The following is a 26,424-nucleotide window of genomic DNA, read 5'->3' on the forward strand; positions in this document are numbered from 1 at the left end:
TAGTTGTCGCTCGGAGACTTTAACTTTCAAAACAGAGTAAAAGTGTAAAAAAGAGCACGCCCGGCGTGCTCTTTTATTAATTTTTTCATTCTGGTTTTGTCGTAATATCTTCTCCAAAAAATTCTTCACTGATTTCCTTAAGCGTTCCATCTTCCCTTAGTTTATCGATCGCATCATTAACAGCTTGTAAAAGCTCTTCGTTATCTTTGGCAACAGCTACAGCCTGTTCACTGCGCTCAATCATCTCTTTGCCTTCCACATTCAAACCTTTACCAATAGCCTCTTTTCCAGTTAAAAAATCAGTGATGACAGCATCATGTCGTCCTTTGTCCAACGATTGCAAGGCAACAACATCACTATCATAGCTCTGTACTTTATCTGTCACCTGGTTGGCGAACTCAACATAAGTAGATCCTTTTGATACGGCAATCTCTTTACCTTCTAAGTCATCCAGCGATTCTACATCACTATCGGGACGCACAAAGACTTGGGCACCTGAATAATAGTAAGGGGTGGAGAAATCTACTTCCTCTTCACGTTCAGGGGTAATGGTGTGGCTGGCTACAGCGGCATCGAAACGACCGGTTTTGACACCTTCTACAATCGAAGCGAACTTGAATTTCTGCTGGTTAGGTTCTAAACCTAACTCCTCTGCAATTGCATCGCCAACTTCTATATCAAAACCTTCCATTTCACCGGAAGCAGATGTGGTGCTGAAGGGGTTGAATTCTCCTGATGCAGCATAAGTGAACTTGCCATCTTCTACTAAATTGTATTCGCTTCCACCTTGTGAATCTGAACTCTGATTTTCTTCCGATTCACTCGAGCCGCAGGCGGCTAGCAGAAGGATCATTAATACACTTGCTAAAGATATGGATAATTTTTTCATATTCCCAAAATCCTCTCTTCTATATTAGCTTTTTTCGTAAACTTCATCATAACAAGCGGTCAGACTTTTCTCAAAATTTAAATTATGCCATTATATAGAACCAAGTATGCTTAGGCTTGGAAGATCAGCATATTAGGCAATTTTTCATAGTATTTCCACTAAATGCTTGCTTTATGTAGGTAAAAGGCCAAGTGGACCTCAATCGCATGCATGAAAAATTGAATTTTTTTCTCTTTAGCTATTAACAAAGTTAAGGTTTATCCAAAAAATACCCGAATGCCTAATAGGCAGATCGGGTACCTTTTATCTTTATTAGTTCAAATGGGCCAGCATCGCTTTCCAGGCTTTGTCTTTTCCTTCCCCAGTCTCAGATGAGAATGGAATGACCACATCTTCGTCTTCTATTTCTAAGGTCTCTCTTACAATTTTGACATGCTTGTCCCGTTTCCCTTTAGGTATCTTATCAAGCTTGGTTGCAATAATCAGGACAGGCAATTCAAAATACTTCAGATAATCATACATCATGATATCGTCTTCCGTCGGCTTATGACGTATATCGATGATCAGTGCAGTAGCCCGTAAGTTGTCCCTTTCTGCGAAGTACTCCTCCATCATGTCTCCCCATTTTTTACGTTCTTTTTTGGAAACTTTCGCATATCCGTAGCCTGGTACATCTACAAAATAGAACTTTTCATTGATTTTATAAAAATTCAATGTCTGGGTCTTTCCTGGCTTAGAGGAGGTACGAGCAAGGCTTTTCCGCTGTATCATCTTATTGATGAATGAAGACTTCCCGACATTCGACCGGCCAGCTAACGCAATTTCCGGCAAATAATCAGCAGGATATTGCTTTTTACTTACGGCACTGATGACTAATTCGGCATCATTTACTTTCATTATTATCCCCCAACAATGCATGCTCCAGCACTTCATCCAAGTGTTTAACAGGCACATATTCTAAGTCATTACGTACACTTTCCGGAATGTCTTCCAGATCTTTCTCATTATCTGCTGGTATGATGATTTTTCGGAGGCCAGCACGATGAGCACTCAGAGATTTTTCCTTTAGTCCTCCGATCGGTAAGACACGGCCACGAAGCGTTATTTCCCCGGTCATTCCTACTTCTTTTCTTACTGGTCTTCCCGTCAATGCAGAAACGAGAGCCGTAGCCATGGTTATCCCTGCAGATGGTCCATCCTTCGGTGTCGCACCTTCAGGAACATGAATATGAATATCATTTTTCTCTACAAAATCTACATCGATTTTTAACTCTTCTGCTCGGGACCGGATGTAACTGAATGCGGCCTGTGCAGACTCTTTCATGACATCTCCAAGCTTACCCGTCAAGGTCAATTTCCCTTTCCCTGGATAGATAGATACTTCGATAGACAACGTATCTCCCCCGGCAGATGTGTAGGCAAGTCCTGTAGCAGTTCCTACCTGGTCTTCCTCCTCTGCCTGTCCATATCGGTATTTTGGCCGTCCAAGCAGCTCTTCCAGAAGTTTTTCCGTAACCACTACCCGCTTCTTTTCACCTGCCACAATAATTTTGGCAGATTTACGACAAATAGATGCAAGCTCTCGTTCCAGGTTACGGACTCCCGCTTCACGAGTATAAGTCCTGATCAATTTCAATAATGCTTCTTCACGGAATTGTACCTGTCCTTTTGTCAAACCGTTTTCTTTAATCTGCTTCGGTAATAGGTGTTCCTTTGCGATATGAAGCTTTTCTACTTCCGTGTAGCCGGCAATTGTTATTACTTCCATCCTGTCCAGTAATGGACCAGGTATAGCACTCATATTGTTGGCAGTGGCAACGAACATGACCTTGGATAAGTCATAGCTTTCTTCAATAAAATGATCACTGAAGGTGTTATTCTGTTCGGGATCCAACACTTCCAGCATCGCTGCAGATGGGTCCCCGCGAAAATCACTTGCCATTTTATCGATTTCATCCAGCAGAAAGACCGGATTGATTGATTCTGCACGTTTCATTCCCTGGATGATCCTGCCGGGCATTGCTCCAATATACGTACGCCTATGGCCGCGTATTTCAGCATCATCACGGATTCCACCTAAGGAAACACGGACAAAATTTCGGTTTACTGCTCGTGCAATTGATTTAGCCAGGGAAGTTTTACCTACCCCTGGTGGTCCTACTAAGCAAAGAATCGGCCCCTTAATCGATTGAGTCAATTGCTGTACAGCTAAGTATTCTAATACACGCTCTTTAACTTTTTCGAGTCCATAATGATCTTCATCCAGAATACATTGAGCATTGTGGATTTCCAAATTATCTTCTGTCTCCGTATTCCACGGAAGAGAAACAAGCCACTCAATATAATTGCGGATTACTGAACTTTCCGCAGAACTCTGAGGCACTTTTTCATATCGTCCCAATTCCTTGAAGGCTATATCTTCTACTCGTTCCGGCATATTTGCATCTTGAATCTTTTCACGGAGCTCTGCCACATCTCCGCTTTTTCCATCTTTATCACCAAGTTCACTTTGGATGGCTTTCATTTGTTCACGCAAATAATATTCTTTTTGTGTTTTTTCCATGGAACGTTTAACCCGCTGGCCAATCTTCTTCTCTATCTGGAGGACTTCTTTTTCATTACTGATCTGTTCTATTAGATGCTGAAGTCGCTTCTTAACATCGACTGTTTCAAGGACCGCTTGTTTTTCCTTTAATTTCAAAGGTAAGTGAGAAGCTACCATGTCAGCCAGATGGCCAGGTTCATCGATGTCTGCCACCGTATCCAGGGTTTCTTTACTGATCTTTTTAGAAATTTTGATATATTGTTCGAAATGTTGCAGAAGTGTGCGCATGAGCGCTTCTTCCTCATTTCTGTTATCGTGCTCATCTTCATACTTCTCTACTTCAACCATGAAATATTCTTCATCATCCGAGAAATCACTTATTTCAGCGCGTACTAACCCCTCTACAAGAACCCGATTGGTTCCATTAGGAAGTTTGACCATCTGTTTCACTTTGGCGATGGTTCCAAATTGATAAATATCTTCCTGGGATGGGTCATCAATATTCATTTCTTTTTGCGAAGCTAAAAATATTTCATTATCTTTCATCATCGCTTGTTCTAAAGCTTTAACTGATTTATCTCGTCCAACATCCAGATGCAGGACCATTGAAGGATAGACGAGCAGCCCTCTTAAGGGCAGGAGGGGAATCTGTTTTCTTTGATTTACTGTCATTATGTGCGCACCTCCAAATGGATTAGCTGTTCCGTACTTTCATCCTATTAAATAGTACGTTTCATGTAAAATGATCGATGTCTTTCGGGTGATGCCATACTGAGTTTAGTGTTACCTATGTAGTACATTTAATCCTTGCCTTCCTTAAGTCCATAGTGACCCCTAAAAAAGGAAGGAATGAAAGGAAGGCCGCGCTACAGTCTGTTTGCAGCGCGGCCTGGATCCTCAGCTCATTCGCTTTGTGGAAATTCACTCAGTCTTAAGCACTTTCTTTTGGTGATTCTTTATTCTCATCTTGAACAGTACCGTCAGTCAGAACTAACTTCGGCTTCCCATCTTCATTCAAGACTGTTTCTTTCGTAATGATACATTTTTCAATATCATCACGGGAAGGCAATTCGTACATAACATCTAACATGATATTTTCAATAATGGAGCGAAGACCCCTGGCACCAGTTTTTCTTTCAATTGCTTTTCTGGCAATTTCCCTGAGCGCTTCATCCTCAAATTCCAACTCGACGTCATCAATTTGCAGAAGCTTTTGGTACTGTTTAACCAGAGCATTCTTTGGCTGTGTCAGTATTTCAACTAATGCGTCTTCATCCAGTGGAAGCAGACTTCCGATTACCGGCAGACGACCGATAAATTCTGGAATTAATCCATAACGAAGAAGGTCTTCCGGCAGAATTTTTGATAGCAGCTGACCTTTATCCAGCTCTTCATTCGTATCTTCAGAACCGAAGCCGATTACTTTCTTGCCTAGACGGCGTTTGATGATTTGATCAATACCGTCAAAAGCTCCTCCTACAATGAACAACACGTTGGTTGTATCAATTTGTATGAATTCCTGATGCGGATGCTTTCTGCCGCCCTGAGGAGGCACACTCGCTGTTGTACCTTCCAGAATCTTAAGCAATGCCTGCTGTACACCTTCACCAGAAACATCACGTGTGATGGAAGGATTTTCTGACTTACGGGCTACCTTATCAATTTCATCAATATAAATGATCCCTTTTTCAGCTTTTTCTACATCATAATCAGCAGCCTGTATCAATTTTAGAAGGATGTTCTCTACATCCTCCCCGACGTACCCCGCCTCTGTTAAGGAAGTTGCATCAGCAATGGCAAACGGAACATTCAGGATACGTGCTAATGTTTGTGCCAGTAATGTCTTACCGCTGCCTGTCGGTCCAATCATACAAATATTACTTTTCGCTAATTCCACATCATCATTTTTAGGCGATGCATTTACACGCTTATAATGGTTATAAACGGCGACTGACAAATTCTTCTTTGCCTGATCCTGACCGATTACATAATCATTTAATATTTCACGGATCTCCTGAGGCTTAGGGACCTCTTTAAATTCTACTTCTTCTTCATTTCCTAATTCTTCTTCCACTATTTCCGTGCATAATTCGATACATTCATCACATATATAAACTCCTGGGCCAGCGACAAGTTTACGAACCTGTTCTTGGCTTTTCCCACAGAATGAACACTTCAATTGTCCTTTTTCATCATTAAATTTAAACATCCAATTCACCCCTTATTTATTTCAGCCAAAAAATCTATACTCAAATTCGGTCTCACCAATTGCAAAGTTTCTTTAGCCTATCATAACAAATATAAGTTGGCAGACAAAGCAAAACACTAATTGACGACCTATTTTATAGTTACATTCGTCAACCTCATTATGTAGATTTGTAAGTGATAAGTCAAACAATAGAATAAACGGATTATCGACAAAAAACAGCACTGATTACAGCGTTAACATGGTTATTTAAATCATATGTATACACAACGTTTATTTATCTTTCCCCTTCATCACTAGTCTATCTTTGAGTAAAGCAATATATACATTTATATGAGAAAACAAGGCACGTTTTCCGCGCCTTGTTTTAATTCAAAATTATTTCGTTTTACTATTCTCATCCAGAACATCAATTGCCTTGCGGACTTTCAAATCTTCTTTGATCATATCAGTGTTTCCGCCAAGCATTTGTGTAAGGTTAGCGACATCTGTTTGATACATAGAAGCCATTTTTTCCAACTCAGAATTGACATCCTCATCAGTAACTTCAATATTTTCTGCATTAGCGATGGCTTCTAGTGTCAAGTTTGTTTTGACACGCTTTTCAGCGTCCTCTTTCATTTGTTCACGAAGACCATCTTCATCAGAACCTGTAAATTGGAAGTACATGTCTTTCGTCATGCCTTGCATTTGTAGTCGTTGCTCGAACTCCTGGATCATACGATCAAGCTCAGTATCTACCATTGCAGATGGAATTTCCACGCTGGCATTTTCAGACGCCTGTTGCACTAGGGAATCTTTTTTGTTATTTTCTGCGTCTGTCTTCTTCTGTTCTTCCAGGCGTTCACGAGTTTTCTTTTTCAACTCATCCAGGGATTCAACTTCTTCATCCACATCTTTTGCGAATTCATCATCAAGTTCTGGAAGTTCTTTCCCTTTAACTTCATGAATTGTAACCTTGAAAGTCGCTTCTTTACCAGCAAGCTCTTCAGCATGGTATTCCTCAGGGAAAGTCACTACCACATCGACTTCTTCTCCTGCTTTTTTACCTTGCAATTGTTCTTCAAATCCGGGAATGAAGCTGCCAGAACCAATTTCAAGGGAGTAGTTATCTGCCTGGCCGCCTTCGAAAGCTTCACCATCAACAAAGCCTTCGAAATCCATAACTACAGTGTCGCCTTCTTCAACTTCTGCATCTTCTTTGACAACTAGTTCAGCTTGTTTTTCTTGTAATGTTTTTAACTCATTATCAACATCTTCATCTGTTACTTCCGTATTCATTTCTTCCACTTCAAGTCCTTTGTATTCGCCAAGTTCTACTTCTGGCTTTACAGTAACTTCAGCAGTAAATGTAACACCTTTACCTTTTTCGATTTCCTGAACATCTACTTCCGGGCGATCAACAGGCTCGATTTCAGTTTCTTGTACTGCGTTCATGTAAGCTTCCGGAAGAACAATATCCAAAGCATCTTGATACAGTGATTCTACACCAAAGCGTTGTTCAAATAGTTTACGTGGCATTTTCCCTTTTCGGAATCCTGGCACTTGAACTTGTTTGACTACTTTCTTGAACGCTTGATCTAACGCACGATCAAATTCTTCGGCTGGGACTTCTACTGTAAGGACCCCTTGGTTACCTTCTTTTTTTTCCCATTTTGCTGACATAAAAAATTCCCTCCAACATCTATGATTTCCTTTCGCCTTGGGCGATTTCCTTCATGTTCTCTGATTCTATTTACATACGAATCTAAATTTGCAACCACTACATTATAACATAAAAGAAACACCTTTCAACATATGTATCCTATCCGGGGAGGATTTTCGTCATTACTCTTCCATAATAAGGGTGTAATGCTGCTCGCACAAGAGAATCTCTTGTTTATAGTTTTCAACTTCTTCTTCATTTTCCATCTCTGGGACAGGCAGCTGTAAATACTCATGCCCCAACTGCCTCAAAGCTGCTACTATCTGAGGCGCTTCCTCCTCGGTTGGAAATAAAGGGTAGCGTACGAACAAATACCGATAAAGAAGGTTCTGTACAATATCATACATGGTAGGATTCTTTTGTTCCATATCGCCCAACCTCATTTTTAATTGTTGCATGACATAATCTGAGTGCAGTTCCTTCAATTGGGCTGGATTTACTCTCTCCGTCAGTCCAAACTTGGAAATCTCTAAATTAATATCAACCTGATGCTCCTGAAACCATTGAATGATTCCTGTTTTGATTATAGGATGTACTTCTTTGGATTTAAGAAGTTCAGTAAACGGTTGGATATAAGGAGCTGCACTTAACTTACGCAGCTTAATTATTGATCGCCATTGCATATGTATGTCTTCATTACTCAAACCTTCAAAGAATTCATCTATTAGCTTATTGTTCTGCTGCTCATCATCTTCTTTTACCAGCTTTCTGCTAACTTCATATAGCTGCCAAAACTGGGTCCGCATTTTTTGTGGCATATCTTCTTCTTGAAATATTTCATCCAACAGCCCTACTAACTCTTCATATCGGCTCGTTTGAAATAGAATAGTCAAATAAATATGTAAGTACTGATAATAATTTTCCTGGTCATGTTTCATAAGATATTCGCATAGTTCTTCAGCAGCTTCATATTTCCCAAGCTCCATTAAACTTACTAACTTGCCTGTAACTACATCATGTGATGCGACATCGTGTTCGAACAGAGGCTCAAATGTTTTCAAGGCTTCTTCATACCGTTTTTCCTGTATGGCCTTTAACCCCTCATTCTCCAGCCTGGTCTTCCATTTGGGGAACATGACAATATTCCCTTTTTTCTTCTTCATAGGACACCCTTCCTAATCGCTCTATGTATTATTCTCTATTATCTTTCTATCTTTTCCCGACTTCAAGTAAAACAAACATTTATTTTAAAAAATTCAAGAAGACAGTTATTTAACGCACAGTAGTGGATCCTTAATTATTAACCAAATAAAAAAAGCCTTGGGTTTACCCAACGCTGTTCACAAAAAATGGCGTCCCAGGAGAGATTCGAACTCCCGACCCACAGCTTAGAAGGCTGTTGCTCTATCCTGCTGAGCTACTGGGACATATTAATTAAAAATTAATGATAATTATGCTTTAGAAAAGAGCGGGTGATGGGAATCGAACCCACATCATCAGCTTGGAAGGCTGAGGTTTTACCACTAAACTACACCCGCGTGTTATGAGATTAATTTGTTCTCTTTGTTATGTACTCTCTTTAAGAGACAAGACTTATTATATTAACTCTCTATTACTTTGTCAACACCTAAATGGGTCAGAGTACTAGGCCTCTGACCGCAGTGTTGTTTCGAACTTTAAGTCGATAGGCTTGTGTTTCATATTATAATATTGCAGCTGAAACACTCGTTTATCATTCCAGTTCAAAATCGCATAAGTTGGCTCCCGATGATCCCTTGGCTGTCTGCAGCTCCCAGGGTTAATAAACAACCGGTTTTCCACTTTTTCTGCTCCAGCCATATGAGAGTGGCCAAAACATACTACATCTGCTCCCAATTCTTCGGCACGATAATTCAGTGGCATCAAAGTAGATTTAATATTAAACAGATGGCCATGGGTTACGAAAAAGGTAACTCCCTCAATCGTAAACGCTTGCTCCTCTTCCATTTCAGAGTCAAAGTCGACATTGCCTTTTGCGTAATAAAACCCCTCCAGCTCTTTATCATGAAGGTTAAGTTCTGAATCCCCGCAATGTATCATACCATCTACCTGAGGTTCATATATTTCTTTAATTTCTTTTACTTCATCAGTCAATCCGTGGCTGTCACTTATAATTAATACACTTGGCATAGGATCCTCTCCTTTCAGACAAGTTCTTTCAGCCATTCCTCCACTTTATCAATTGCATTCCTGCGATGACTAATAGCATTTTTTTCATCAGCTGTAAGTTGAGCCATCGTTTGATCATAACCATCCGGCACAAATATAGGATCATAACCAAAACCATGACTTCCTTCAGGTGTTTTTGAGATTTTTCCTTCGCAAGTTCCTCTTTTGATGATTGCTTGTTTACCGGGTTGAATGATTGCGATGCAGCATACAAAACGGGCAGTTCGCTCTGAGTCGCCTGTCTCTTCTAATTCCCTCAACACTTTTTCAAGATTCTTCTGGTCATTTTTCTCTTCACCAGCATAGCGAGCAGAATATACACCAGGTCTTCCCTGCAAAGCGTCCACTTCCAAACCGGAATCATCTGCCAGTACAGGTACATCGTAAGCTTTTGAAATTTCCTCAGCTTTAATGAGAGCATTCTCTTCGAAGGTAGTTCCGCTTTCTACGATATCTCCTGACCAATCAGTTAAATCGTGCAATGATTTAAGCTCAATTCCATATTTCTTGAACATTTCTCTGAACTCTTTCACTTTTCCATTGTTTTTAGTAGCAACAATTAGTTCTTTCATTTTTTATCACTTGCTACTGCTTTGTCTACCTGATCTGCATAGGAGCCAATCGCATCTTTTTGAATACTGAAAATTCGCTCCATTCCTGTTTGAGCCAGTTCCAGCATTTTTTGAAGTTCAGACACAGAAAATGTCGCTTCTTCTCCAGTCCCCTGCAGTTCAACAAACTCTCCATTACCAGTCATGACCACATTCATGTCCACATGCGCCTTACTGTCTTCTTCATAACACAGATCCAGAATTTCTGTGCCGTCTGGAAGCACCCCGACAGATATTGCTGCTAAGTAGTCTTTGATCGGCATCTCTTTCAGAACCTTTTTATCCAGTAATTTGCCAAAAGCAAGGACCACTGCTACAAAGGCACCGGTAATCGATGCAGTCCTGGTACCTCCATCTGCCTGGATGACATCACAATCAACCCACACCGTACGTTCCCCAATTTTATCGAGGTCGACCACTGCTCTTAATGCTCTACCGATCAAACGCTGGATTTCCATTGTTCTTCCTGAAACCTTCCCTTTAGAGGATTCACGGATATTCCTTTGATCCGTAGCTCGCGGGAGCATCGCATATTCTGCCGTAATCCACCCTTTACCTTGCCCACGCATAAAAGGGGGGACACGATCTTCCACACTTGCATTACATATTACCTTTGTGTTTCCTACACTTATTAATACAGACCCTTCCGGGTGCATGACAAATTCGGTTTCTATTTCAATTGGTCGAAGCTGGTCTGTGTTTCTTTCATCCGCTCTCACTATAACGTCCTCCTTTTTCCATATCCTTGCCCATCTTAACACAATTTATCAGAAAAGCGTAGCTTGGGAAAAAGCTCTGGAAACATTCATAAAGCCAGCCCTGTTCGGCATTATTTTCAGGTGAATTGCTTATTGGATTTGGTCCATTATTCCTTTTTCTGCATACAAAAAGCCCCGAATTCGGGGCTTTTTGGAGAGTTATAAACTGTCTGCACCAGTTATATCGTTTATAGTCACCGGCTCTGCATAAGGGACACCATCTTCACTATATACCTGTTCTACCCCATCTACGTGTACCTCGACAGCTTCCACTCCTTGTTGGTCTGTAAGTGTCATAACCAGGCTCTTCATCACATGTTCCGACACCGATTGCTTTTCTTGATTGGATAGGAGTGCTTCGTTGAATGACAGGGACAGCACCCCATCTTCAAAGCTTGTCTCCAGCAGTTCAGCTTCCTCGTTAAACGCTGTCAGTAATGGAAGATCAAAGGAAGGACCTTCTACCAGGGCTTGTACGATAGATTCATAAGAGTCGTTGTCACTTGTATTCAAGTGGGTAGTTACAGGTACATAATAAAAGTCCTGATTCTCATTTTGAGCAGGATAGTAAAGCGTCACAGCTTTACTATCCATCACATCTGCCTCGTCACTTGCGTAGATGTTAATACCATCCGCTCGTGAGACTCCCGAGGAGATAGGAGTGCCTTTCACAGGCATAACTTCCTGCTCATGCCCATTGATCCAAAGCTTTATTCGTTCTACGTTCTCAAATTGCGTTAGTGTATAAGTCATCGCCTGAAGAATCTTTTGCTCATCTTCCGGGGCATATTCTGCAAACTCTTTGGATACATCTACGATCATAGTTCCATCTTCTTTAAGGTTCAACCCTAAAATTTCTGTCCCTGCAGGCAAGACTGCTTCAAATCCGTTCGGAAGTAGTTCAGTGACTGGACCGCCTTTTACGAGGTATTCTAAAGATTGAGTAGCTACCTCTTTAGAAGAAATGTTGGGCAACTCCAAGGTTTGAGAAACAACCATACCATTGGCGTCCAATAAGTAAAGTTGACGAGTTGAGGTTCCGGTTGCCTCCTCGTTAGCCTCGCTATTTGTATCGTCAACCGAATCTTCGGTAGTCTTATCAGCTGCTTCATCGGTTTGATCAACGTAGTCTACATCCTGGGGTGCATCCATTTTTTCTATGGACTGCTCGCCTTCAAAAAAACATCCTGTCAATAATAGCGTGGTCGACAGGCCGATTACCAGTGATCCAATAACTCGCATTTTCATGCTTTCCCCTCCTATGATGGTTTGTACTATTATGTATACGAGCTTGTGGGAAAATTAGACCAAAGAAGATTCACTAAAAAAGCTTCGATTGCCCGAAAGTTGTAACAACAAAATTCCTCATTAGCGACAGCTAAATTACCATTCCAGAACAAAAGTGCAAGCGCCTTGCTAATCACAGAGAGGATTGACTTAAGACCTCGAGGGGCAGGCGCTGGCCGATGAAGGCGCCACGTCCTGTGGCGACATCGGCACTAGCACGTCCTGTGCGTCGGAGCTGGATGGATCCCACCACGAAAAGTTATCCACAAAAAGAAAGCTTTATAATTTCCTAGACAATAAAAAATACCGCTCAGGCAGAATGCTGAACGGTATCTAACATTTAATATCAATCAATGATGACAGGTTTTAAATACTCAATTGGTTCCTCAAACCAGATATTCGCAACTTTTTCGAATTTCTCCAGGTCGCCGGTGGTATAAAATTCATGTTGCGGCTTATCATCTCCGTTAAATGTAAGCTTCTGATAAGCTAATATCAAACTGACTTCACGTGCAGTTTCTTCCCCGGAGCATATGACTTGGATTTTTTTACCCATTTCTTGTTGAATCAAATGTCTGATCAATGGATAGTGGGTGCATCCTAAAATAAGTGTATCGATTCCATTATTGGCCTTTAGGGGGTGAAGTGAGTTTTTCACAGTTTCTTCTGCTAATTCACCTTCTAAAATGCCATCTTCCACCATAGGAACAAACGCCGGGCAGGCAAGCCCTTTGACTACAATCGACTTATCGATTCCATGCAGGGCTTTCGTATACGCCTGACTGCTTATGGTACCTTCTGTTCCTATCACTCCTATCCGCTTATTTTGACTCACTTTGATGGCCGCTCTTGCACCAGGTTGAATGACTCCGATAACGGGAATTTCCAGCTTTTCTTGAAGTTCTTCCAAAGTAAAGGCAGTAGCTGTATTACAGGCTACCACTAATAATTTAATATCTTTATTGAGAAGATGATTGACCATTTGCCACGTGAATTCTATTACTTCCTCTCGAGTCCGGGGACCATACGGGCAGCGCTTTGTGTCTCCCAAATAAATCAGCTGCTCATTAGGCAGCTGCCTCATTAATTCTCTTGCAACCGTTAATCCCCCTACACCGGAATCAATCACACCAATAGCTTGTCGTTGCACATTCCTTCCTCCTCATTCTATGCTGACTGGTCACTTTGTCTCTTGGCCTTCGGAATGGAGCATTTGCTCATGAAGCATGTGCAACAACTGGTTCAATGTTTCAACTTGTTCTGATGGAACATCCTTTAAAACACCTTCCAGATAAGCCTGTCGTTTTTCAATGACTTCATGAATAATTGCTGTCCCTTTCGATAATACATGAATTCTGACCACTCGCCGATCTTTCGGATCCCTCACCCGCTCCACCAGCTTATTTTTTTCCATTCGATCAACAAGGTCGGTAGTGGTGCTGCACGCCAGGTTTAGGCAAGAGGAGAGCTCGCCAATGGTCATATCCCCTTTCTCCAGCAGCCACTGCAAAGCCAGAAACTGTGGAGCAGTTATCGGGTAATGGTTTAATATCTCCCGGCCTTTTTGCTTTATGATACCCGATATGTATCTCATTTCTTTTTCAATTTCAGAAATTACTGTTGTGGTTTCAGTGTTTGCCAAATACACGCACTCCTCAAAGAATAAGCTTTTCCTTCATTCTCGTCGTTTCCTTACAAAATTTCAAGAAAGAAATCTGTAACAGCTAATGACCTTATAATAATAAATGAAAAATAGGTTTGTCGCCAGCGAGTGATTTCCCGTACCTCCAAACCGTTACTACCGTAACGGAAACAACATATCTCGAAACTGAGTCTTCAAGAAAAAGGAGCTTTAATGGAACAACAACACAGGGGTTGAGCAGAGCCGAGAGATAAAAAAAGAATCACAAAAAACTTGTGATTCTTGAAGGAACGGCAGTAATTAAACCGTCAATTAAAGTGAACTAAAGTTTTAATTCCCCCATCCTCAACAGCTCAATGACCGCTTGCGATCGCCCCTTGACACCCAATTTTTGCATGGCATTTGAAATATGGTTGCGGACAGTCTTTTCAGATATAAACAGTTCCTTTGCTATTTCTTTTGTGGTTTTATCTTGGACAAGGAGCTCAAAGACTTCTTTTTCACGTTTCGTCAAAATTTGTTTTGGTCTGTAGTCGTTCTCCTTCAAATGTGTACCCCTCCTTGCTCTTTGAGCTGCACTGAGAGGGAATTATTTAGTCATAATATCGTATGAAGAGAGATTGACTGCTGTTCCGTTTCTATGAAGATTTAGAAATTAAACCTAATTCTTGGGCTTGTAACAGAGCCTCTGTACGTGATCTGACATTCAATTTATTGAATATTCCCGTTAAAGTATACTCCACACTTCGTTGAGACATGTGAAGCTTTTGCGCTATTTCACGGTTAGTCAACCCTGCTGCAATTTCCTGCAAAATCGACTGTTCTTTTTCATTTAAAGAAATATCCGTACCTACCGGTGAGTCAATTTGATTACTCGGGCAAGCTTCTGTGCGTCGCAATTGCTTAAACAAATGAAGCGGGATAACAACTTCATCGCGTAAAGCACACCGAATAACAGTGACTAGTTCTTCTTTGCTGGCAGTCTTGCTTACGAAACCGGAAATGTCAGCTTCTACGAGCATATTAAAGTGAGTACTTAAATCAAAACCCGTATAAATCAAAATAACCAAATCCGGATAATTTTGTCTGACTTTTTTCGCTAACTCAACTCCATTCAAACCCGGCATATATAAATCAAATAAGAGCACATCATAATTATATTTCTCTATATATTTTTTTGTATCTTTACTGTTAGAGATCACATCCACTTGTATATCTTGTTCTTGTTCGAGCATGGCTTTTGTTCCTTCTCCAACAGCGGGATGATCGTCGACAATCAAAACTCTGTTCATATCATAACCCCCTTCTGTACGGTGACTTGCGGAATAGTTACCTCCATACGGAATCCTGCTCCTGGTGCGGTTTCTACATTCATTTTCCCATATAGACCATTAACTCTCTGTTCAATTCCAGAGAGACCGAAGTGAGAAAACAAATCTTTTTGAATAGAATAATCCATCCCGATACCATTATCTGAATAGTAAAGGTGTACCCGATTGCCATCATTGAACAGACGCAATTTAACGACTTTAGCTTCTGAATGTTTCATAGCATTGGATAGTAACTCCTGGACAATTCGGTATATCGCAAGAATTCTTTCCTGGTCTAACTCCACGTTAAAGTATTGGTCATCGAAATAAACAGTAAAGTTAGAACGTAATTGATATTGCTGGATGAGATTACGCAAAGATTGAACCAAGCCTAACTCCTCTATGAAGGCCGGGCGTAATTCATTACAAGTTTCCCTAGTTAAATGAATGCTATCAAGCAGAGATTCTTTAAACATCATAAGCTCAGCTTTCAATGAATCATTGGCAAACGGACGATTTTGTAACAAATCATCTACTTTTCTATATAAATATAATTGCTCCTGTAACACAGTATCGTGGATATCAATAGATAATTGTTTTCTTTGATTCTCTGCAATGGTGAAGAGCAGACGAGATAGCCATGTGGGATATTGCTGGTTGTGATCATCATTTTTTAATTCTTTTAATTCTTTTACCAGATCTTCGATCAATGCCAAATTTTCCAGAGCGATATTTGTGTTGTGAGCAACTGTCTGTAGGTACGTTTTTTCATCACGGTTCAATGTCGTAAAGTCTTTTTTCCCCGTACACCAGACCATTGTTACTTTGTGAAGGGAGTGGCCTACTACAATACCAAAGCCTTCTTCTGTTTCAATTAACTTTCCAATCTCTGAATGTGACTCTTGTAAAACCACTGTAACATGCTTGAGCAGATGTTCTGGTACTTCCCTATATACGCAATACGTTGGGGATTTTAGATGTTTTGAATAGACATAGACTTCTTTCACATTCAGGACATTTTTAAGCTCGTAACGTAATCGTTTCAATAAATCGACTACATTTGTTTCTTTTTTCATGTCCTGAGACATCCGATGCATACTATCCTGATAACTATATTTAGCCGCAATCAGCCTCCGTTGCAGTCTAAAATCTAATGTTTCTTTAATCATCAAAAATAAAATCAGTACAATGTGAATGAATAGATAAAGCTGAGCAAGTTTGATCGCCGGAAATATCTGCTCAACCATAAAGGAGCCAACTACTAAAAGGAGTACGCTCGGTAAAAAACTGATGACAGTATAATACCTAAGTCTTCCCATCACAAAGGTGATATCCATCAACCGTTGTCTTGTTACCATATAAACAAAAGTAATCGGCAAAGCAAAAGCAAAAATTGCAGCAACATCCAATGGGATAATTTGCTGGCCAAGAACTAAGCTTGGAATCAGATAAAAAAAGATATATGGCAGAAATGCTACACTCATACCAAAATTGATGTACTTAAACATCGGACCATATGGAGTGGTCTTATATTTGTAATACCCAGTTAAAATTAATCCAAGTGAAAAAATAATCAGAAAAAATAATAAAACGTTCGGCAGCCGATCCATAAACAATGGATAATGAAGGTTTAGGAGAAAGTACGCTTCAGCTGCAGATACAACACTGACAATCACATACAGGACAAAATAAATATACTTAGAAAACCATTTAACCGAGAATTCATGAAAATAGGCATATAAAAAATGAATTAATATTACAGGGGCAAAGAGAAATAGCGTGACATTAAGAAAAGTAGCGTATAAGTCATTTCGGATAGCCCCACTATTCGTCATTAACCCCAAGGCAATGGTCATAAAGAATAAAATCAGTAAATTTGAGGAATAACGAGACTTCTTGCGATTATATAGCGTATAAGCAATAGCCACTATAATTATAAAAAAGAGGACAGGCATCATGATATATAAAAGCCAATGCTGAAGACTCAATCCTTCTATATTATCAAATTGGACTTTTTCTCCTTCATATTCGATTGTAAGCGTTTGGATCTTTTCAATTTCACCGTTCAGATTTACCGTATAATGCTGAAGTGGAGGTTTATCGTTTATTGCCGTAACTTTACTTCCTAACGGCAGTTCATTTCTAATAGCCCAGCCTTGATTTTCCAAAGCTGCTATTTTAACTTCTCCTGACTGTTCTTCTGTCTCTATTCCTATATAAGGATAAGCCAAGGAAACATATAGCAAATAAAAGGCAGACAACAAGAAAAACAACCCTATAGCAACATTTTTTTTATTGATTATCCCCAAGATGCTCCCCCCTTGAAATTCTTTCCCCAGCCCCAGTCTACTTTAAAAATAAGAATTCATAAAATTTCACAAAAAGAAGCCAGCAACTGATCGCTGACTCTTTTATTATACAGAATAATTGAAGTTTATCGACTGTCAAAAACAAGCAGTAGATTCGGATTCAAGTTTATGTTTAAACTCGTCACCCAATGGCACTGGTTTACCGGTGGATGAATCGACTTGCACTATCCTCCCCCTACCAGTCAAAGCTGTTCCCCCTTCTTCCGTGAGCGCCAAATAATGAAGATCGTAAGAAGTATTCCCTATTTGTTCAGCCTTCACGAATATTTTCAGAATATCATCAAAATAAAGTTGGCGATGGAAGTCACATTGTAGATCAGCAACCACAGGGACAACTTTGGGTTCTTTGACTTTATTGAGAGAGAGACCCAATTGTTTCATGAATTCAATACGTGCTTCCTCAAAATATATAAAGGGCACAGTATTATTCATATGGCCAAATTGATCTGTTTCAGAAAACCTGATACGAACTTCTATGTTAAACTTAAACCCCTTCGTCCACTTGTCAATATCATCGATATACTCTGGCGTTTTCATGCTTCCTGCCCCCTTAATTTCCATTTGCCTATGTAACAAAAGAGCCTCTCCGTGATAGGCGAGGCTCTTTTGCATTGGATAAGCTTAATATTATAGCTTATTATCGCTCCCGAAGAAGCTTTTGAAAGATTCAATAGCTGTGTCACGATAGATAGCAGCTAAGGATGTAGTCAATGGGATACCTTTCGGGCAAGACTGCACACAGTTTTGCGCATTCCCGCAACCCATGATTCCACCATCTCCCATGACAGTTTCCAGCCGTTCGCTTTTATTCATTTCCCCTGTCGGATGTGAATTGAACAAGCGGACTTGAGAAATAGCTGCCGGCCCAATAAAATCTGATTTACTATTCACGTTTGGACATGCTTCCAGGCAAACACCACATGTCATACACTTAGATAATTCGTATGCCCATTGGCGCTTGCTCTCTGCCATACGAGGACCAGGTCCTAAATCATAAGTTCCATCAATTGGCACCCATGCTTTGACACGCTTCAAAGAATCAAACATCCTGCTGCGGTCCACAGCCAAGTCTCTGGTAATAGGGAATGTGCTCATTGGAGCCAGACGAATCGGCTGTTCCAGCTGATCGACTAATGCTGTACAGGATTGGCGTGCCTTCCCATTGATGATCATGGAGCAAGCACCACACACTTCCTCAAGGCAGTTCATATCCCAAAATACTGGTGTTGTTGCCTCCCCTTTGGCATTAACAGGATTTCGCCGAATTTCCATTAATGCAGAAATGACATTCATATTTTCGCGATATGGAACTTCGAACGTTTCTTCATACGGGGCAGATTCAGGACTGTCTTGTCGTTCGATAATGAGTGTGATTTTTTTCTCTTCACTCATGATCATTTACCCCCTTTACTTTTTGAGTAATCGCGCTTACGAGGCTTGATCAGGGAAGTGTCGACTTCCTCGTAGGTGAAAACTGGTTTGTTTTCAGCCTTATCGTAAGTTGCGATCGTTGTCTTCAACCATTCTTCATCATTACGATCCGGGAATTCAGGCTTATAGTGTGCGCCACGACTTTCATTACGGTTATAAGCCCCCAAAGTCATTACACGCGCTAATTGCAGCATGTTCTGCAGTTGACGGATAAACATTGCTCCCTGGTTGCTCCAGCGGGATGTATCATTTACGTTGATGCGTTCATAACGTTCCATAAGTTCTTGAATCTTATTATCTGTTTCAAGTAATTTAGCATTTTCACGAACAACAGTGACATTGTCCGTCATCCATTCACCAAGTTCTTTATGGAGCTGGTAAGCGTTCTCGTCGCCATCCATCTTCATAATCTTTTCAAAATTTTCCTTTTCTACTTCTAATTGCTTCTCAAATACGCTCTCCTCGATGTCTTCATATGTCTTCTCTAAGCCATCGATGTATTTTGCAGCATTTGGACCAGCTACCATCCCACCATAAATTGCAGAAAGTAGAGAGTTCGCTCCAAGACGGTTTGCTCCGTGCTGAGAATAATCACATTCACCAGCAGCAAAGATACCCGGGATATTAGTCATTTGGTCGAAATCAACCCACATACCACCCATGGAATAATGGACAGCAGGGAAAATTTTCATCGGAACTTTACGAGGGTCTTCCCCAACGAATTTTTCATAGATCTCAATGATACCGCCAAGCTTAACATCAAGGAATTCAGCATCCTTGTGCGATAGGTCCAAATAGACCATATTTTCCCCATTAATACCAAGCTTCTGGTTTACACAGACATCAAAAATTTCACGGGTAGCGATGTCACGAGGAACAAGGTTTCCATAGGCAGGGTATTTTTCTTCAAGGAAGTACCATGGTTCACCGTCTTTATATGTCCATACACGGCCACCCTCACCACGGGCCGACTCACTCATTAGCCGTAGTTTGTCATCGCCTGGAATAGCTGTAGGGTGAATCTGAATGAATTCTCCGTTTGCATACTTGACGCCCTGACGATAAAGTGCACCGGCTGCAGAACCAGTATTAATAACGGAGTTGGTTGATTTACCAAAGATAATACCAGGTCCTCCAGTAGCCATGATTACTGCATCCGATTTGAAAGCTTTCATTTCGTGGGTATGGAGATTCTGCGCGACAACCCCGCGCCCAGTACCTTCTTCATCAATGATGGCAGAGACGAACTCCCAGCCTTCATATTTCGTAACCAGGCCATTAACCTCATGACGGCGAACCTGCTCATCCAAAGCATATAGTAATTGCTGCCCTGTTGTTGCGCCAGCGAATGCCGTTCGATGATGTTGAGTTCCACCGAAACGACGGAAGTCTAATAGCCCTTCAGGAGTACGGTTGAACATAACCCCCATACGATCTAATAGATGAATGATGCCAGGAGCAGCGTCAGTCATCGCTTTTACTGGGGGCTGGTTAGCAAGGAAATCCCCGCCATAAACTGTATCGTCAAAGTGTTCCCAAGGTGAATCCCCTTCACCTTTAGTATTTACGGCTCCATTAATACCGCCTTGCGCGCAAACAGAGTGAGAACGTTTTACAGGTACAATGGAAAGCAAATCGACGTGAACGCCTGCCTCTGCCGCTTTGATGGTTGCCATCAAACCAGCCAGGCCTCCGCCGACAATAACTATATTTCGATCGCTCATTTAAAACTCACTCCCTCTAAGTACTATCAATTCTATCTGATTAGGTTATGTCAAAATTAAATTCCGTAGGCAAAAGTGAATAGTGTACGTACACCTACATAAGAAACGGCTAAGAATACGATGATACTGACATAAGTCATGATGCGCTGTGACCTTGGAGTCATCGTTATACCCCAGCTGACAAAGAACGACCATAGTCCATTTGCAAAGTGGAAAGTTGTTGATACTACCCCCACTACGTAGAACCAGAAGAAGAATGGATTAGTCAAAATGTTCTCCATCAATTGGTAGTTGAGATCAACCCAGCCAAGACCGATTGCAATTCGAGTTTCCCATACATGCCAGGCAATGAAAATCAGTGTAATTACCCCAGTGTACCTTTGGAGCATAAACATCCAGTTACGGAAATACCCATAATTGGACACGTTATGCTTGGCTGTGAAGGCAATGTACACCCCATAAATCCCATGGAAAAGAATCGGTAAGAAAATGATAAAAAGTTCAAGTACATACCGATATGGTAAACTTTCCATAAAATGTGCCGCAGCATTGAATGCTTCCGGGCCTCGTGTAGCAAAAAAGTTTACGGTCAAGTGTTGGATCAAAAAGAGCCCGATGGGAAGAACCCCAAGTAATGAATGAATTCTTCTGTTAATATAGTCGCGATTTCCCGCCATGTTTTACCCCCCTCAAGTTAAATAAAGTAGTTCATAATAGTATGTACATTATCAGCAACTCATGGGTCCAAAAAATTCAAGAAAACCAACCATTGGCCAAGGTGAAGAATATATAGCCATTTCCCATTAACTTTATCTTTAATAGCGCTTCCTGCCCTCATCCGGTTAATTTTCCTGGGAATCTTTTTGAACACCCCTCCATATAAAAGCGCTTTAAAAAGCGCATGAAACAAAACAACGGGTACATTTCTTCAATTCCAGCCTACATTTTCACACTTTGCCTTGGTAAAGCATCAATGGCAATGTATAAAAATAATAGGGGCATCATCCCCGTTTCGTGCGTTTTGTTGATAAATGTACAAAAAGTGACATATTTATTGTACTTCTATCATGTGGGAGCGTCAAGAAGACTGAACAATAAATTCGCCATTCGAAAGATTAATGAAATATTACTAAATCCTTTAATTTTGGTTGCACTTAAAAACTAATCAAGCGATAATAAATTATGTAGAAAGGAATGACCGAATATGAGGGGAAATACATCCAAGATCAACCTGGAACAATTGCAGTCACTGGTGCATACTGGGGCTGGTTATGACGTGCTCAGGTACTATATACTTCCAGATTTATTAGGTAAAGAAGCTCCGTTTCTTCTTTATTATATGGGCAAGAATTTGGCACGGAACAGCAACATGGAAAAGCTGGAGGAGATTACCGAATATTTCCAGCAGTTCGGTTGGGGAACCCTGTCTGTTGTACAAGAGAAGAAAAAAGAAACTCTTTTTGAACTTAGCGGCCATGTATTGGAGAAAAGAATCCAAAACCCTCTTCTGGAAGTGGATTTTAAAATGGAAGCAGGCTTCCTGGCAGAAGCAATGAAGATGTTAAAAGATGTAAACGGAGAAGGCTTTGAAGAGGTAGATAAGAAAAAGAACTTAGTTACATTTAAAGTCATTCATACATAAGAGAAAGAGCCAGCTTATTCTTCTGCTGGCTCTTCTTGTTGTTCCTCGTTCAAATGTTCAATTACTTTTTGGGCTACCGGAAGCGGAATCCCCAATTTAGTAATGTCTTCTGGTAAAGCACGGCGAATTTCTTCGACAGATTTAAAATGTCGTAACAATAAACGCCTACGCTTCTGTCCAACGCCTTCAATCCCATCTAACTCCGATTGAATCGCACCTTTCCCCCTAAGTTGCCGGTGGAAAGTGATCGCAAAACGGTGTACTTCCTCCTGTACTCTTTGAATAAGATAAAAAACTTGTGATTTTCTGTCTAACTCTACTACTTGCGGAGGCTCTCCATAAAGTAATTCACTAGTTTTATGCTTATCATCCTTAGCTAAACCACAAAGAGGAATATCCAACCCGAGTTCATTTTCAAGCACATCAATTGCAGCGCTCATTTGTCCTTTAGATCCGTCCACCATAATCAAATCGGGCAGTGGAGCTTCTTCTTTCAAAACTCTCTTATATCTGCGCCGAATCACTTCTCTCATCGTTTCGTAGTCGTCTGGACCTTTGACATCACGAATTTTATATTTACGGTATTCTTTCTTTTGTGGCTTTCCATCTATAAATACCACCATGGCTGAAACTGGATCTGTTCCTTGAATATTGGAATTATCAAATGCTTCAATCCTTCTTGGGGTTTCTATATGAAGTTTCTCACCAAGCTTTTCTACAGCTTTGATTGTACGTTCTTCATCCTGTTCGATTAATGCAAATTTTTCCTTAAGCGCTATGTCTGCATTTTTCATTGCCAGTTCAACCAGCTCTTTTTTCCTTCCTCTCATCGGGATATGGACTTTGGTATCCAAAACTCCTTCCAGTAAGGAGATGTTTGTAGCAACTGGAACCAATATCTGTTTCGGGTAAGGATGGTTCTGATGAAGATAAAACCGGCCGATATAGGATAAGAAGGTCTCTTCTGCATCATCAAAAAATGGGAACAGGGCAATATCTCTCTCAATTAATTTACCTTGACGTACAAAGAAGACCTGGACACACATCCAGCCTTTATCATAAGCATAACCAAACACGTCACGATCGACCTGATCATTCAAAGTCATTTTTTGTTGCTCCATGACCGACTCGATATGTTCAATCTGATCACGCAATTCCTTTGCACGCTCAAAGTCCAAGTCCTCTGAAGCCTGATACATTTTTTTCTTTATATCTTTCTTAATTTCTTTATGCCCGCCACTCAAAAATGAAGTAATGTTCTGGACAATATTTTGATTCGTTTCCTGAGATACCGGATATTCACAGGGCCCTAAACATTGGTGCATATGATAATAAAGACAAACTCTATCAGGCATCGTATTACATTTCCTCAAAGGGTAAAGCCGGTCCAGGAGTTTCTTGGTCTCACGTGCTGCCAGTACGTTGGGATAAGGTCCGAAATACTTTCCTTTATCTTTTTTTATTTTTCTCGTCACAATTAAACGAGGCTGTTTTTCCGCAGTAACTTTCAAATACGGATATGTCTTGTCATCTTTTAGAAGAACATTATATTTAGGATCATATTTTTTAATAAGATTCATTTCCAAGATCAGTGCTTCCATTTCCGATGTGGTGACAATATATTCAAAATCCACGATTTCCTGCACCAGTCGCTGTGTTTTTCCGTCATGCGCGCCTCTGAAATAAGAACGCACGCGATTTTTCAAGACTTTTGATTTACCTACATATATAACGGTATCGTTTTTATCTTTCATTAAATAACAGCCTGGCTGGTCAGGAAGGACAGCTAACTTTTCCTGTATGGTCTGATTCATACTCTATCCCTCCATCTATCGGGTATATGATAAATTTACCATATCCTCCTCAATAGAATACAGTGTCACGATTTTTAATTGGCACTGCTAAACATTGTTAGTGACTTTTCATATAAGGCTTATTCAACAATAGGGCCGAAAAGTCGAAGACTTGATTTCGAGATATCTAGGGTTCTTTACCATAAAAGTATCTGGAGCGGCTGGGAAACTACTCGCTTTCCTGTGGGGGAACTGGCGAGCTTCCTCGGGCTGTCGCCCTGTGGGATCTCGCCTAGATCCTTCTCCCACGGGAGTCTCGCAGTTTCCCATCCACCCAATCTGAAAGGTGAGAGAAAAGAACCCTTGTTATAGAGGAGACTGTTTCTACAATCACTGTTACAAGCATGTTTTACAAGTAGTTCTCTCTTATCTTAGGTAGAAGGACTGCATAACGATGTTTCCGTTTTTCCCATAAACGAAAGGAGGGCCGAGAAATTGCGAGACTCCAATGGGAAGATAGTACATGGTGAGATCCCGCAGGGCTTTGAGACCGAGGAAGCTCACCGTACCCCCATGGAAAGCGAGTGATTTCCCGGACCTCCCTACCGTTACTACCGTAGCGGAAACAAACAATCTCGAAACTGAGTCTTCAGCAAAAGGGAGCTTTAATGGAATATTAGCTCTGAATTTTTTATAAAAATGCCATATTGTAACTACAAAATGTTGAAAACCATAGTAAAAGCCACGTTACAAGGGTAACGTGGCTTAAGTCTCGTATGGTTATGCGTGCTTTTGAATTAGATCAGTCAATGCTTCTTTTGGCTGGAAGCCGATTACTTGATCGACTACTTTACCATCTTTGAAAAGCAGAAGCGTTGGAATGCTCATAACGCCATATTTACTGGCAGTTTCCTGATTTTCATCAACATCCAACTTAACAATCTTGACTTGATCGCTCATTTCATCGTCGATTTCTTCAAGTACTGGTGCAATCATTTTACAAGGTCCGCACCAAGGAGCCCAAAAATCGACTAGTGCTAAACCATCATTTGTGTGTTCTGTAAAGTTTTGATCAGTTGCAGTTACAATTGCCATTTCAATATTCCTCCTCGAACAATCATTTTAAGCATAAATTGAGTATATCATGTTCCCAATTGAGTAGCTAATACTTTGTTTATACCACATAAACCCTGATCTTATTCATCGTATTAGGATAAGTCCAGCCCTTAAATTCAGTTATAAACTCGAAAAGCCTAATACTTGATTTCGAATATTTGTTAGGGGTTACGGACTCCGGATAAAAGAGTATGCATTATAAAAAGCCGAGGCAGCGTTGTCCCCTGCCCCGGCAATTTTGTGTTACGCATTTACTTTGATTTGTTTGATCTCTTCTATTAATTTCGGTACGACCTCGAATAGATCTCCCACAATACCATAGTCTGCCACATTGAAAATATTAGCTTCTGGATCTTTATTGATAGCCACGATGACTTTCGAGTTGGACATACCAGCCAAGTGCTGAATTGCACCCGAGATACCCGCCGCAATATATAGATCCGGTGTTACCACTTTACCAGTCTGGCCAATTTGAAGGGAGTAATCGCAATATCCTGCGTCACAAGCTCCGCGTGATGCACCAACTGCTCCTCCTAATACTTCTGCCAATTCTTCCAGCGGTTCGAATCCTTCTGCGCTCTTAACACCGCGTCCGCCTGCTACGATTACTTTCGATTCTGATAAGTCGACACCCTCCGAACCTTTTCGGATGATATCTTTAATGATCGTCCGAAGATCTGCGATATCCACGTCTTTCGTAGTTACTTCTCCTGTACGTGAATCATCACGATCAAGTGATGCGATATTATTCGGACGAATCGTTGCGAAAACGATTCCGTCTGTAATCATTTTCTTTTCGAAAGCTTTACCAGAGTATATCGGACGTGTGAAGATGATATTCCCACCTTCACTGCTGACTTCTGTTACATCTGAAATTAATCCTGTTTCCAGCTTACTGGCAAGCTTAGGCGTCAAGTCTTTCCCTACTGCTGTGTGGCCCATCACGATACCTTCCGGGCTTTCGTCATCTATTACTGCTTTAATTGCTTGTCCATACCCTTCCGATGTATACGTTTTCAATTTTTCGTCTGAAACAGTAATTACACGGTCTGCTCCATAATAAATCATTTCGTTACCTTGTTCAGCCAAATCGCCCTCACCACATAAAACGCCTACCACTTCACCATCCGGACTAATTTGTTTGGCAGTAGCAATCGCTTCAAATGTTACATTACGTAAAGCGCCCTCACGAGATTCCCCGATCACTAACATTCTTTTACCCATACCGATTCCCCTTTCCCAATAAAT

Annotated in this window: 23 protein-coding genes and 2 tRNA genes; 1 reads left to right on the plus strand and 24 read right to left on the minus strand. The window is 40.8% G+C overall.

Annotated features, from left to right (window positions below):
* Positions 1-85: 85 nt before the first annotated feature.
* From ACGTNI_RS06935 to ACGTNI_RS07035, 21 genes are all read right to left on the minus strand, one after another.
* The gene (locus ACGTNI_RS06935; protein WP_394461068.1) at positions 86-889 is read right to left on the minus strand and encodes a transporter substrate-binding domain-containing protein; all 804 of its coding nucleotides are present in this window, start codon (positions 887-889) and stop codon (positions 86-88) included.
* Between the two features lie 312 nt (positions 890-1,201).
* Positions 1,202-1,786, minus strand: coding sequence for a ribosome biogenesis GTP-binding protein YihA/YsxC (yihA, locus tag ACGTNI_RS06940; protein WP_394461070.1), 585 nt, complete (start codon positions 1,784-1,786; stop codon positions 1,202-1,204).
* Entirely contained in the window at positions 1,773-4,106 is a 2,334-nt protein-coding gene (gene lon / locus ACGTNI_RS06945) for an endopeptidase La (protein ID WP_394461072.1), read from the minus strand. The genes yihA and lon overlap by 14 nt, the downstream gene beginning before the upstream one ends.
* 259 nt (positions 4,107-4,365) lie before the next feature.
* Positions 4,366-5,643, minus strand: coding sequence for an ATP-dependent protease ATP-binding subunit ClpX (gene clpX / locus ACGTNI_RS06950; protein ID WP_085509033.1), 1,278 nt, complete (start codon positions 5,641-5,643; stop codon positions 4,366-4,368).
* 375 nt (positions 5,644-6,018) lie between these two features.
* Positions 6,019-7,305, minus strand: a complete 1,287-nt coding sequence (tig, locus tag ACGTNI_RS06955) for a trigger factor (RefSeq protein WP_394461076.1) — start codon at positions 7,303-7,305, stop codon at positions 6,019-6,021.
* Positions 7,306-7,467: 162 nt separating this feature from the next.
* Positions 7,468-8,448, minus strand: a complete 981-nt coding sequence (locus ACGTNI_RS06960; RefSeq protein WP_394461078.1) for a hypothetical protein — start codon at positions 8,446-8,448, stop codon at positions 7,468-7,470.
* Positions 8,449-8,635: 187 nt separating this feature from the next.
* Positions 8,636-8,712, minus strand: a tRNA-Arg gene (locus ACGTNI_RS06965).
* Between the two features lie 40 nt (positions 8,713-8,752).
* Positions 8,753-8,823: transfer RNA gene (locus ACGTNI_RS06970), tRNA-Gly, on the minus strand.
* Between the two features lie 106 nt (positions 8,824-8,929).
* Positions 8,930-9,454, minus strand: a complete 525-nt coding sequence (locus tag ACGTNI_RS06975) for a metallophosphoesterase (protein ID WP_394461080.1) — start codon at positions 9,452-9,454, stop codon at positions 8,930-8,932.
* Positions 9,455-9,468: 14 nt separating this feature from the next.
* A complete protein-coding gene (locus ACGTNI_RS06980) occupies positions 9,469-10,065 on the minus strand; it encodes an XTP/dITP diphosphatase (RefSeq protein ID WP_394461082.1) in 597 nt (198 codons plus the stop codon).
* Entirely contained in the window at positions 10,062-10,823 is a 762-nt protein-coding gene (rph, locus tag ACGTNI_RS06985; RefSeq protein WP_394461084.1) for a ribonuclease PH, read from the minus strand. The genes ACGTNI_RS06980 and rph overlap by 4 nt, the downstream gene beginning before the upstream one ends.
* Before the next feature lie 198 nt (positions 10,824-11,021).
* Positions 11,022-12,110, minus strand: a complete 1,089-nt coding sequence (locus ACGTNI_RS06990) for a GerMN domain-containing protein (protein WP_369668777.1) — start codon at positions 12,108-12,110, stop codon at positions 11,022-11,024.
* 385 nt (positions 12,111-12,495) lie between these two features.
* Positions 12,496-13,299, minus strand: coding sequence for a glutamate racemase (racE, locus tag ACGTNI_RS06995; RefSeq protein WP_085509039.1), 804 nt, complete (start codon positions 13,297-13,299; stop codon positions 12,496-12,498).
* Between the two features lie 30 nt (positions 13,300-13,329).
* Complete coding sequence (locus ACGTNI_RS07000; RefSeq protein WP_394461087.1) at positions 13,330-13,791, minus strand: MarR family winged helix-turn-helix transcriptional regulator; 462 nt, start codon at positions 13,789-13,791, stop codon at positions 13,330-13,332.
* A gap of 322 nt (positions 13,792-14,113) precedes the next feature.
* Positions 14,114-14,338: a helix-turn-helix domain-containing protein gene (locus tag ACGTNI_RS07005; protein ID WP_028783382.1), complete on the minus strand. Its 225-nt coding sequence runs from the start codon at positions 14,336-14,338 to the stop codon at positions 14,114-14,116.
* 91 nt (positions 14,339-14,429) lie between these two features.
* Complete coding sequence (locus ACGTNI_RS07010) at positions 14,430-15,083, minus strand: response regulator transcription factor (protein ID WP_394461090.1); 654 nt, start codon at positions 15,081-15,083, stop codon at positions 14,430-14,432.
* Entirely contained in the window at positions 15,080-17,410 is a 2,331-nt protein-coding gene (locus ACGTNI_RS07015; RefSeq protein ID WP_394461092.1) for an ATP-binding protein, read from the minus strand. Before ACGTNI_RS07015 ends, ACGTNI_RS07010 begins: the two co-directional genes overlap by 4 nt.
* Positions 17,411-17,545: 135 nt before the next feature.
* Positions 17,546-18,007, minus strand: coding sequence for an acyl-CoA thioesterase (locus tag ACGTNI_RS07020; RefSeq protein ID WP_085509042.1), 462 nt, complete (start codon positions 18,005-18,007; stop codon positions 17,546-17,548).
* Between the two features lie 90 nt (positions 18,008-18,097).
* Positions 18,098-18,862 (minus strand): succinate dehydrogenase iron-sulfur subunit, encoded by a 765-nt coding sequence (gene sdhB / locus ACGTNI_RS07025; protein ID WP_062447118.1) that lies wholly within the window; start codon positions 18,860-18,862, stop codon positions 18,098-18,100.
* A gap of 2 nt (positions 18,863-18,864) precedes the next feature.
* Positions 18,865-20,625, minus strand: a complete 1,761-nt coding sequence (gene sdhA, locus ACGTNI_RS07030; protein ID WP_394461094.1) for a succinate dehydrogenase flavoprotein subunit — start codon at positions 20,623-20,625, stop codon at positions 18,865-18,867.
* 56 nt (positions 20,626-20,681) lie between these two features.
* Entirely contained in the window at positions 20,682-21,302 is a 621-nt protein-coding gene (locus ACGTNI_RS07035; protein ID WP_394461096.1) for a succinate dehydrogenase cytochrome b558 subunit, read from the minus strand.
* 527 nt (positions 21,303-21,829) lie between these two features.
* Here ACGTNI_RS07035 and ACGTNI_RS07040 point away from each other — a divergent pair.
* Positions 21,830-22,267 carry a YslB family protein gene (locus tag ACGTNI_RS07040; protein ID WP_394461098.1) on the plus strand — a complete coding sequence of 146 codons (438 nt, stop codon included), beginning with the start codon at positions 21,830-21,832 and terminating at the stop codon, positions 22,265-22,267.
* A 14-nt stretch (positions 22,268-22,281) separates the two neighbouring features.
* On the opposite strand, the gene uvrC is transcribed toward ACGTNI_RS07040, so the two are convergent.
* From uvrC to ACGTNI_RS07055, 3 genes are all read right to left on the minus strand, one after another.
* Positions 22,282-24,081, minus strand: coding sequence for an excinuclease ABC subunit UvrC (uvrC, locus tag ACGTNI_RS07045; protein ID WP_394461100.1), 1,800 nt, complete (start codon positions 24,079-24,081; stop codon positions 22,282-22,284).
* 759 nt (positions 24,082-24,840) lie between these two features.
* Complete coding sequence (gene trxA, locus ACGTNI_RS07050) at positions 24,841-25,155, minus strand: thioredoxin (RefSeq protein WP_062447130.1); 315 nt, start codon at positions 25,153-25,155, stop codon at positions 24,841-24,843.
* A 264-nt stretch (positions 25,156-25,419) separates the two neighbouring features.
* The gene (locus ACGTNI_RS07055) at positions 25,420-26,400 is read right to left on the minus strand and encodes an electron transfer flavoprotein subunit alpha/FixB family protein (RefSeq protein WP_394461103.1); all 981 of its coding nucleotides are present in this window, start codon (positions 26,398-26,400) and stop codon (positions 25,420-25,422) included.
* Between the last annotated feature and the right edge of the window lie 24 nt (positions 26,401-26,424).

The sequence above is a fragment of the Thalassobacillus sp. B23F22_16 genome (assembly GCF_043496955.1).
GTDB lineage: Bacteria > Bacillota > Bacilli > Bacillales > Halobacillaceae > Thalassobacillus > Thalassobacillus devorans_A.

What these genes read in the sequence shown, in the direction of transcription:
- sdhB (WP_062447118.1), bottom strand. Translation starts at nt 18,862, where the DNA reads ATGAGTGAAGAGAAAAAAATCACACTCATTATCGAACGACAAGACAGT.
- uvrC (WP_394461100.1), bottom strand. Translation starts at nt 24,081, where the DNA reads ATGAATCAGACCATACAGGAAAAGTTAGCTGTCCTTCCTGACCAGCCA.
- ACGTNI_RS06975 (WP_394461080.1), bottom strand. Translation starts at nt 9,454, where the DNA reads ATGCCAAGTGTATTAATTATAAGTGACAGCCACGGATTGACTGATGAA.
- ACGTNI_RS07040 (WP_394461098.1), top strand. Translation starts at nt 21,830, where the DNA reads ATGAGGGGAAATACATCCAAGATCAACCTGGAACAATTGCAGTCACTG.
- ACGTNI_RS06935 (WP_394461068.1), bottom strand. Translation starts at nt 889, where the DNA reads ATGAAAAAATTATCCATATCTTTAGCAAGTGTATTAATGATCCTTCTG.
- ACGTNI_RS06960 (WP_394461078.1), bottom strand. Translation starts at nt 8,448, where the DNA reads ATGAAGAAGAAAAAAGGGAATATTGTCATGTTCCCCAAATGGAAGACC.
- ACGTNI_RS06990 (WP_369668777.1), bottom strand. Translation starts at nt 12,110, where the DNA reads ATGAAAATGCGAGTTATTGGATCACTGGTAATCGGCCTGTCGACCACG.
- sdhA (WP_394461094.1), bottom strand. Translation starts at nt 20,625, where the DNA reads ATGAGCGATCGAAATATAGTTATTGTCGGCGGAGGCCTGGCTGGTTTG.
- ACGTNI_RS06980 (WP_394461082.1), bottom strand. Translation starts at nt 10,065, where the DNA reads ATGAAAGAACTAATTGTTGCTACTAAAAACAATGGAAAAGTGAAAGAG.
- ACGTNI_RS07020 (WP_085509042.1), bottom strand. Translation starts at nt 18,007, where the DNA reads ATGAAAACGCCAGAGTATATCGATGATATTGACAAGTGGACGAAGGGG.
- clpX (WP_085509033.1), bottom strand. Translation starts at nt 5,643, where the DNA reads ATGTTTAAATTTAATGATGAAAAAGGACAATTGAAGTGTTCATTCTGT.
- ACGTNI_RS07010 (WP_394461090.1), bottom strand. Translation starts at nt 15,083, where the DNA reads ATGAACAGAGTTTTGATTGTCGACGATCATCCCGCTGTTGGAGAAGGA.
- trxA (WP_062447130.1), bottom strand. Translation starts at nt 25,155, where the DNA reads ATGGCAATTGTAACTGCAACTGATCAAAACTTTACAGAACACACAAAT.
- ACGTNI_RS07035 (WP_394461096.1), bottom strand. Translation starts at nt 21,302, where the DNA reads ATGGCGGGAAATCGCGACTATATTAACAGAAGAATTCATTCATTACTT.
- lon (WP_394461072.1), bottom strand. Translation starts at nt 4,106, where the DNA reads ATGACAGTAAATCAAAGAAAACAGATTCCCCTCCTGCCCTTAAGAGGG.
- ACGTNI_RS07055 (WP_394461103.1), bottom strand. Translation starts at nt 26,400, where the DNA reads ATGGGTAAAAGAATGTTAGTGATCGGGGAATCTCGTGAGGGCGCTTTA.
- yihA (WP_394461070.1), bottom strand. Translation starts at nt 1,786, where the DNA reads ATGAAAGTAAATGATGCCGAATTAGTCATCAGTGCCGTAAGTAAAAAG.
- tig (WP_394461076.1), bottom strand. Translation starts at nt 7,305, where the DNA reads ATGTCAGCAAAATGGGAAAAAAAAGAAGGTAACCAAGGGGTCCTTACA.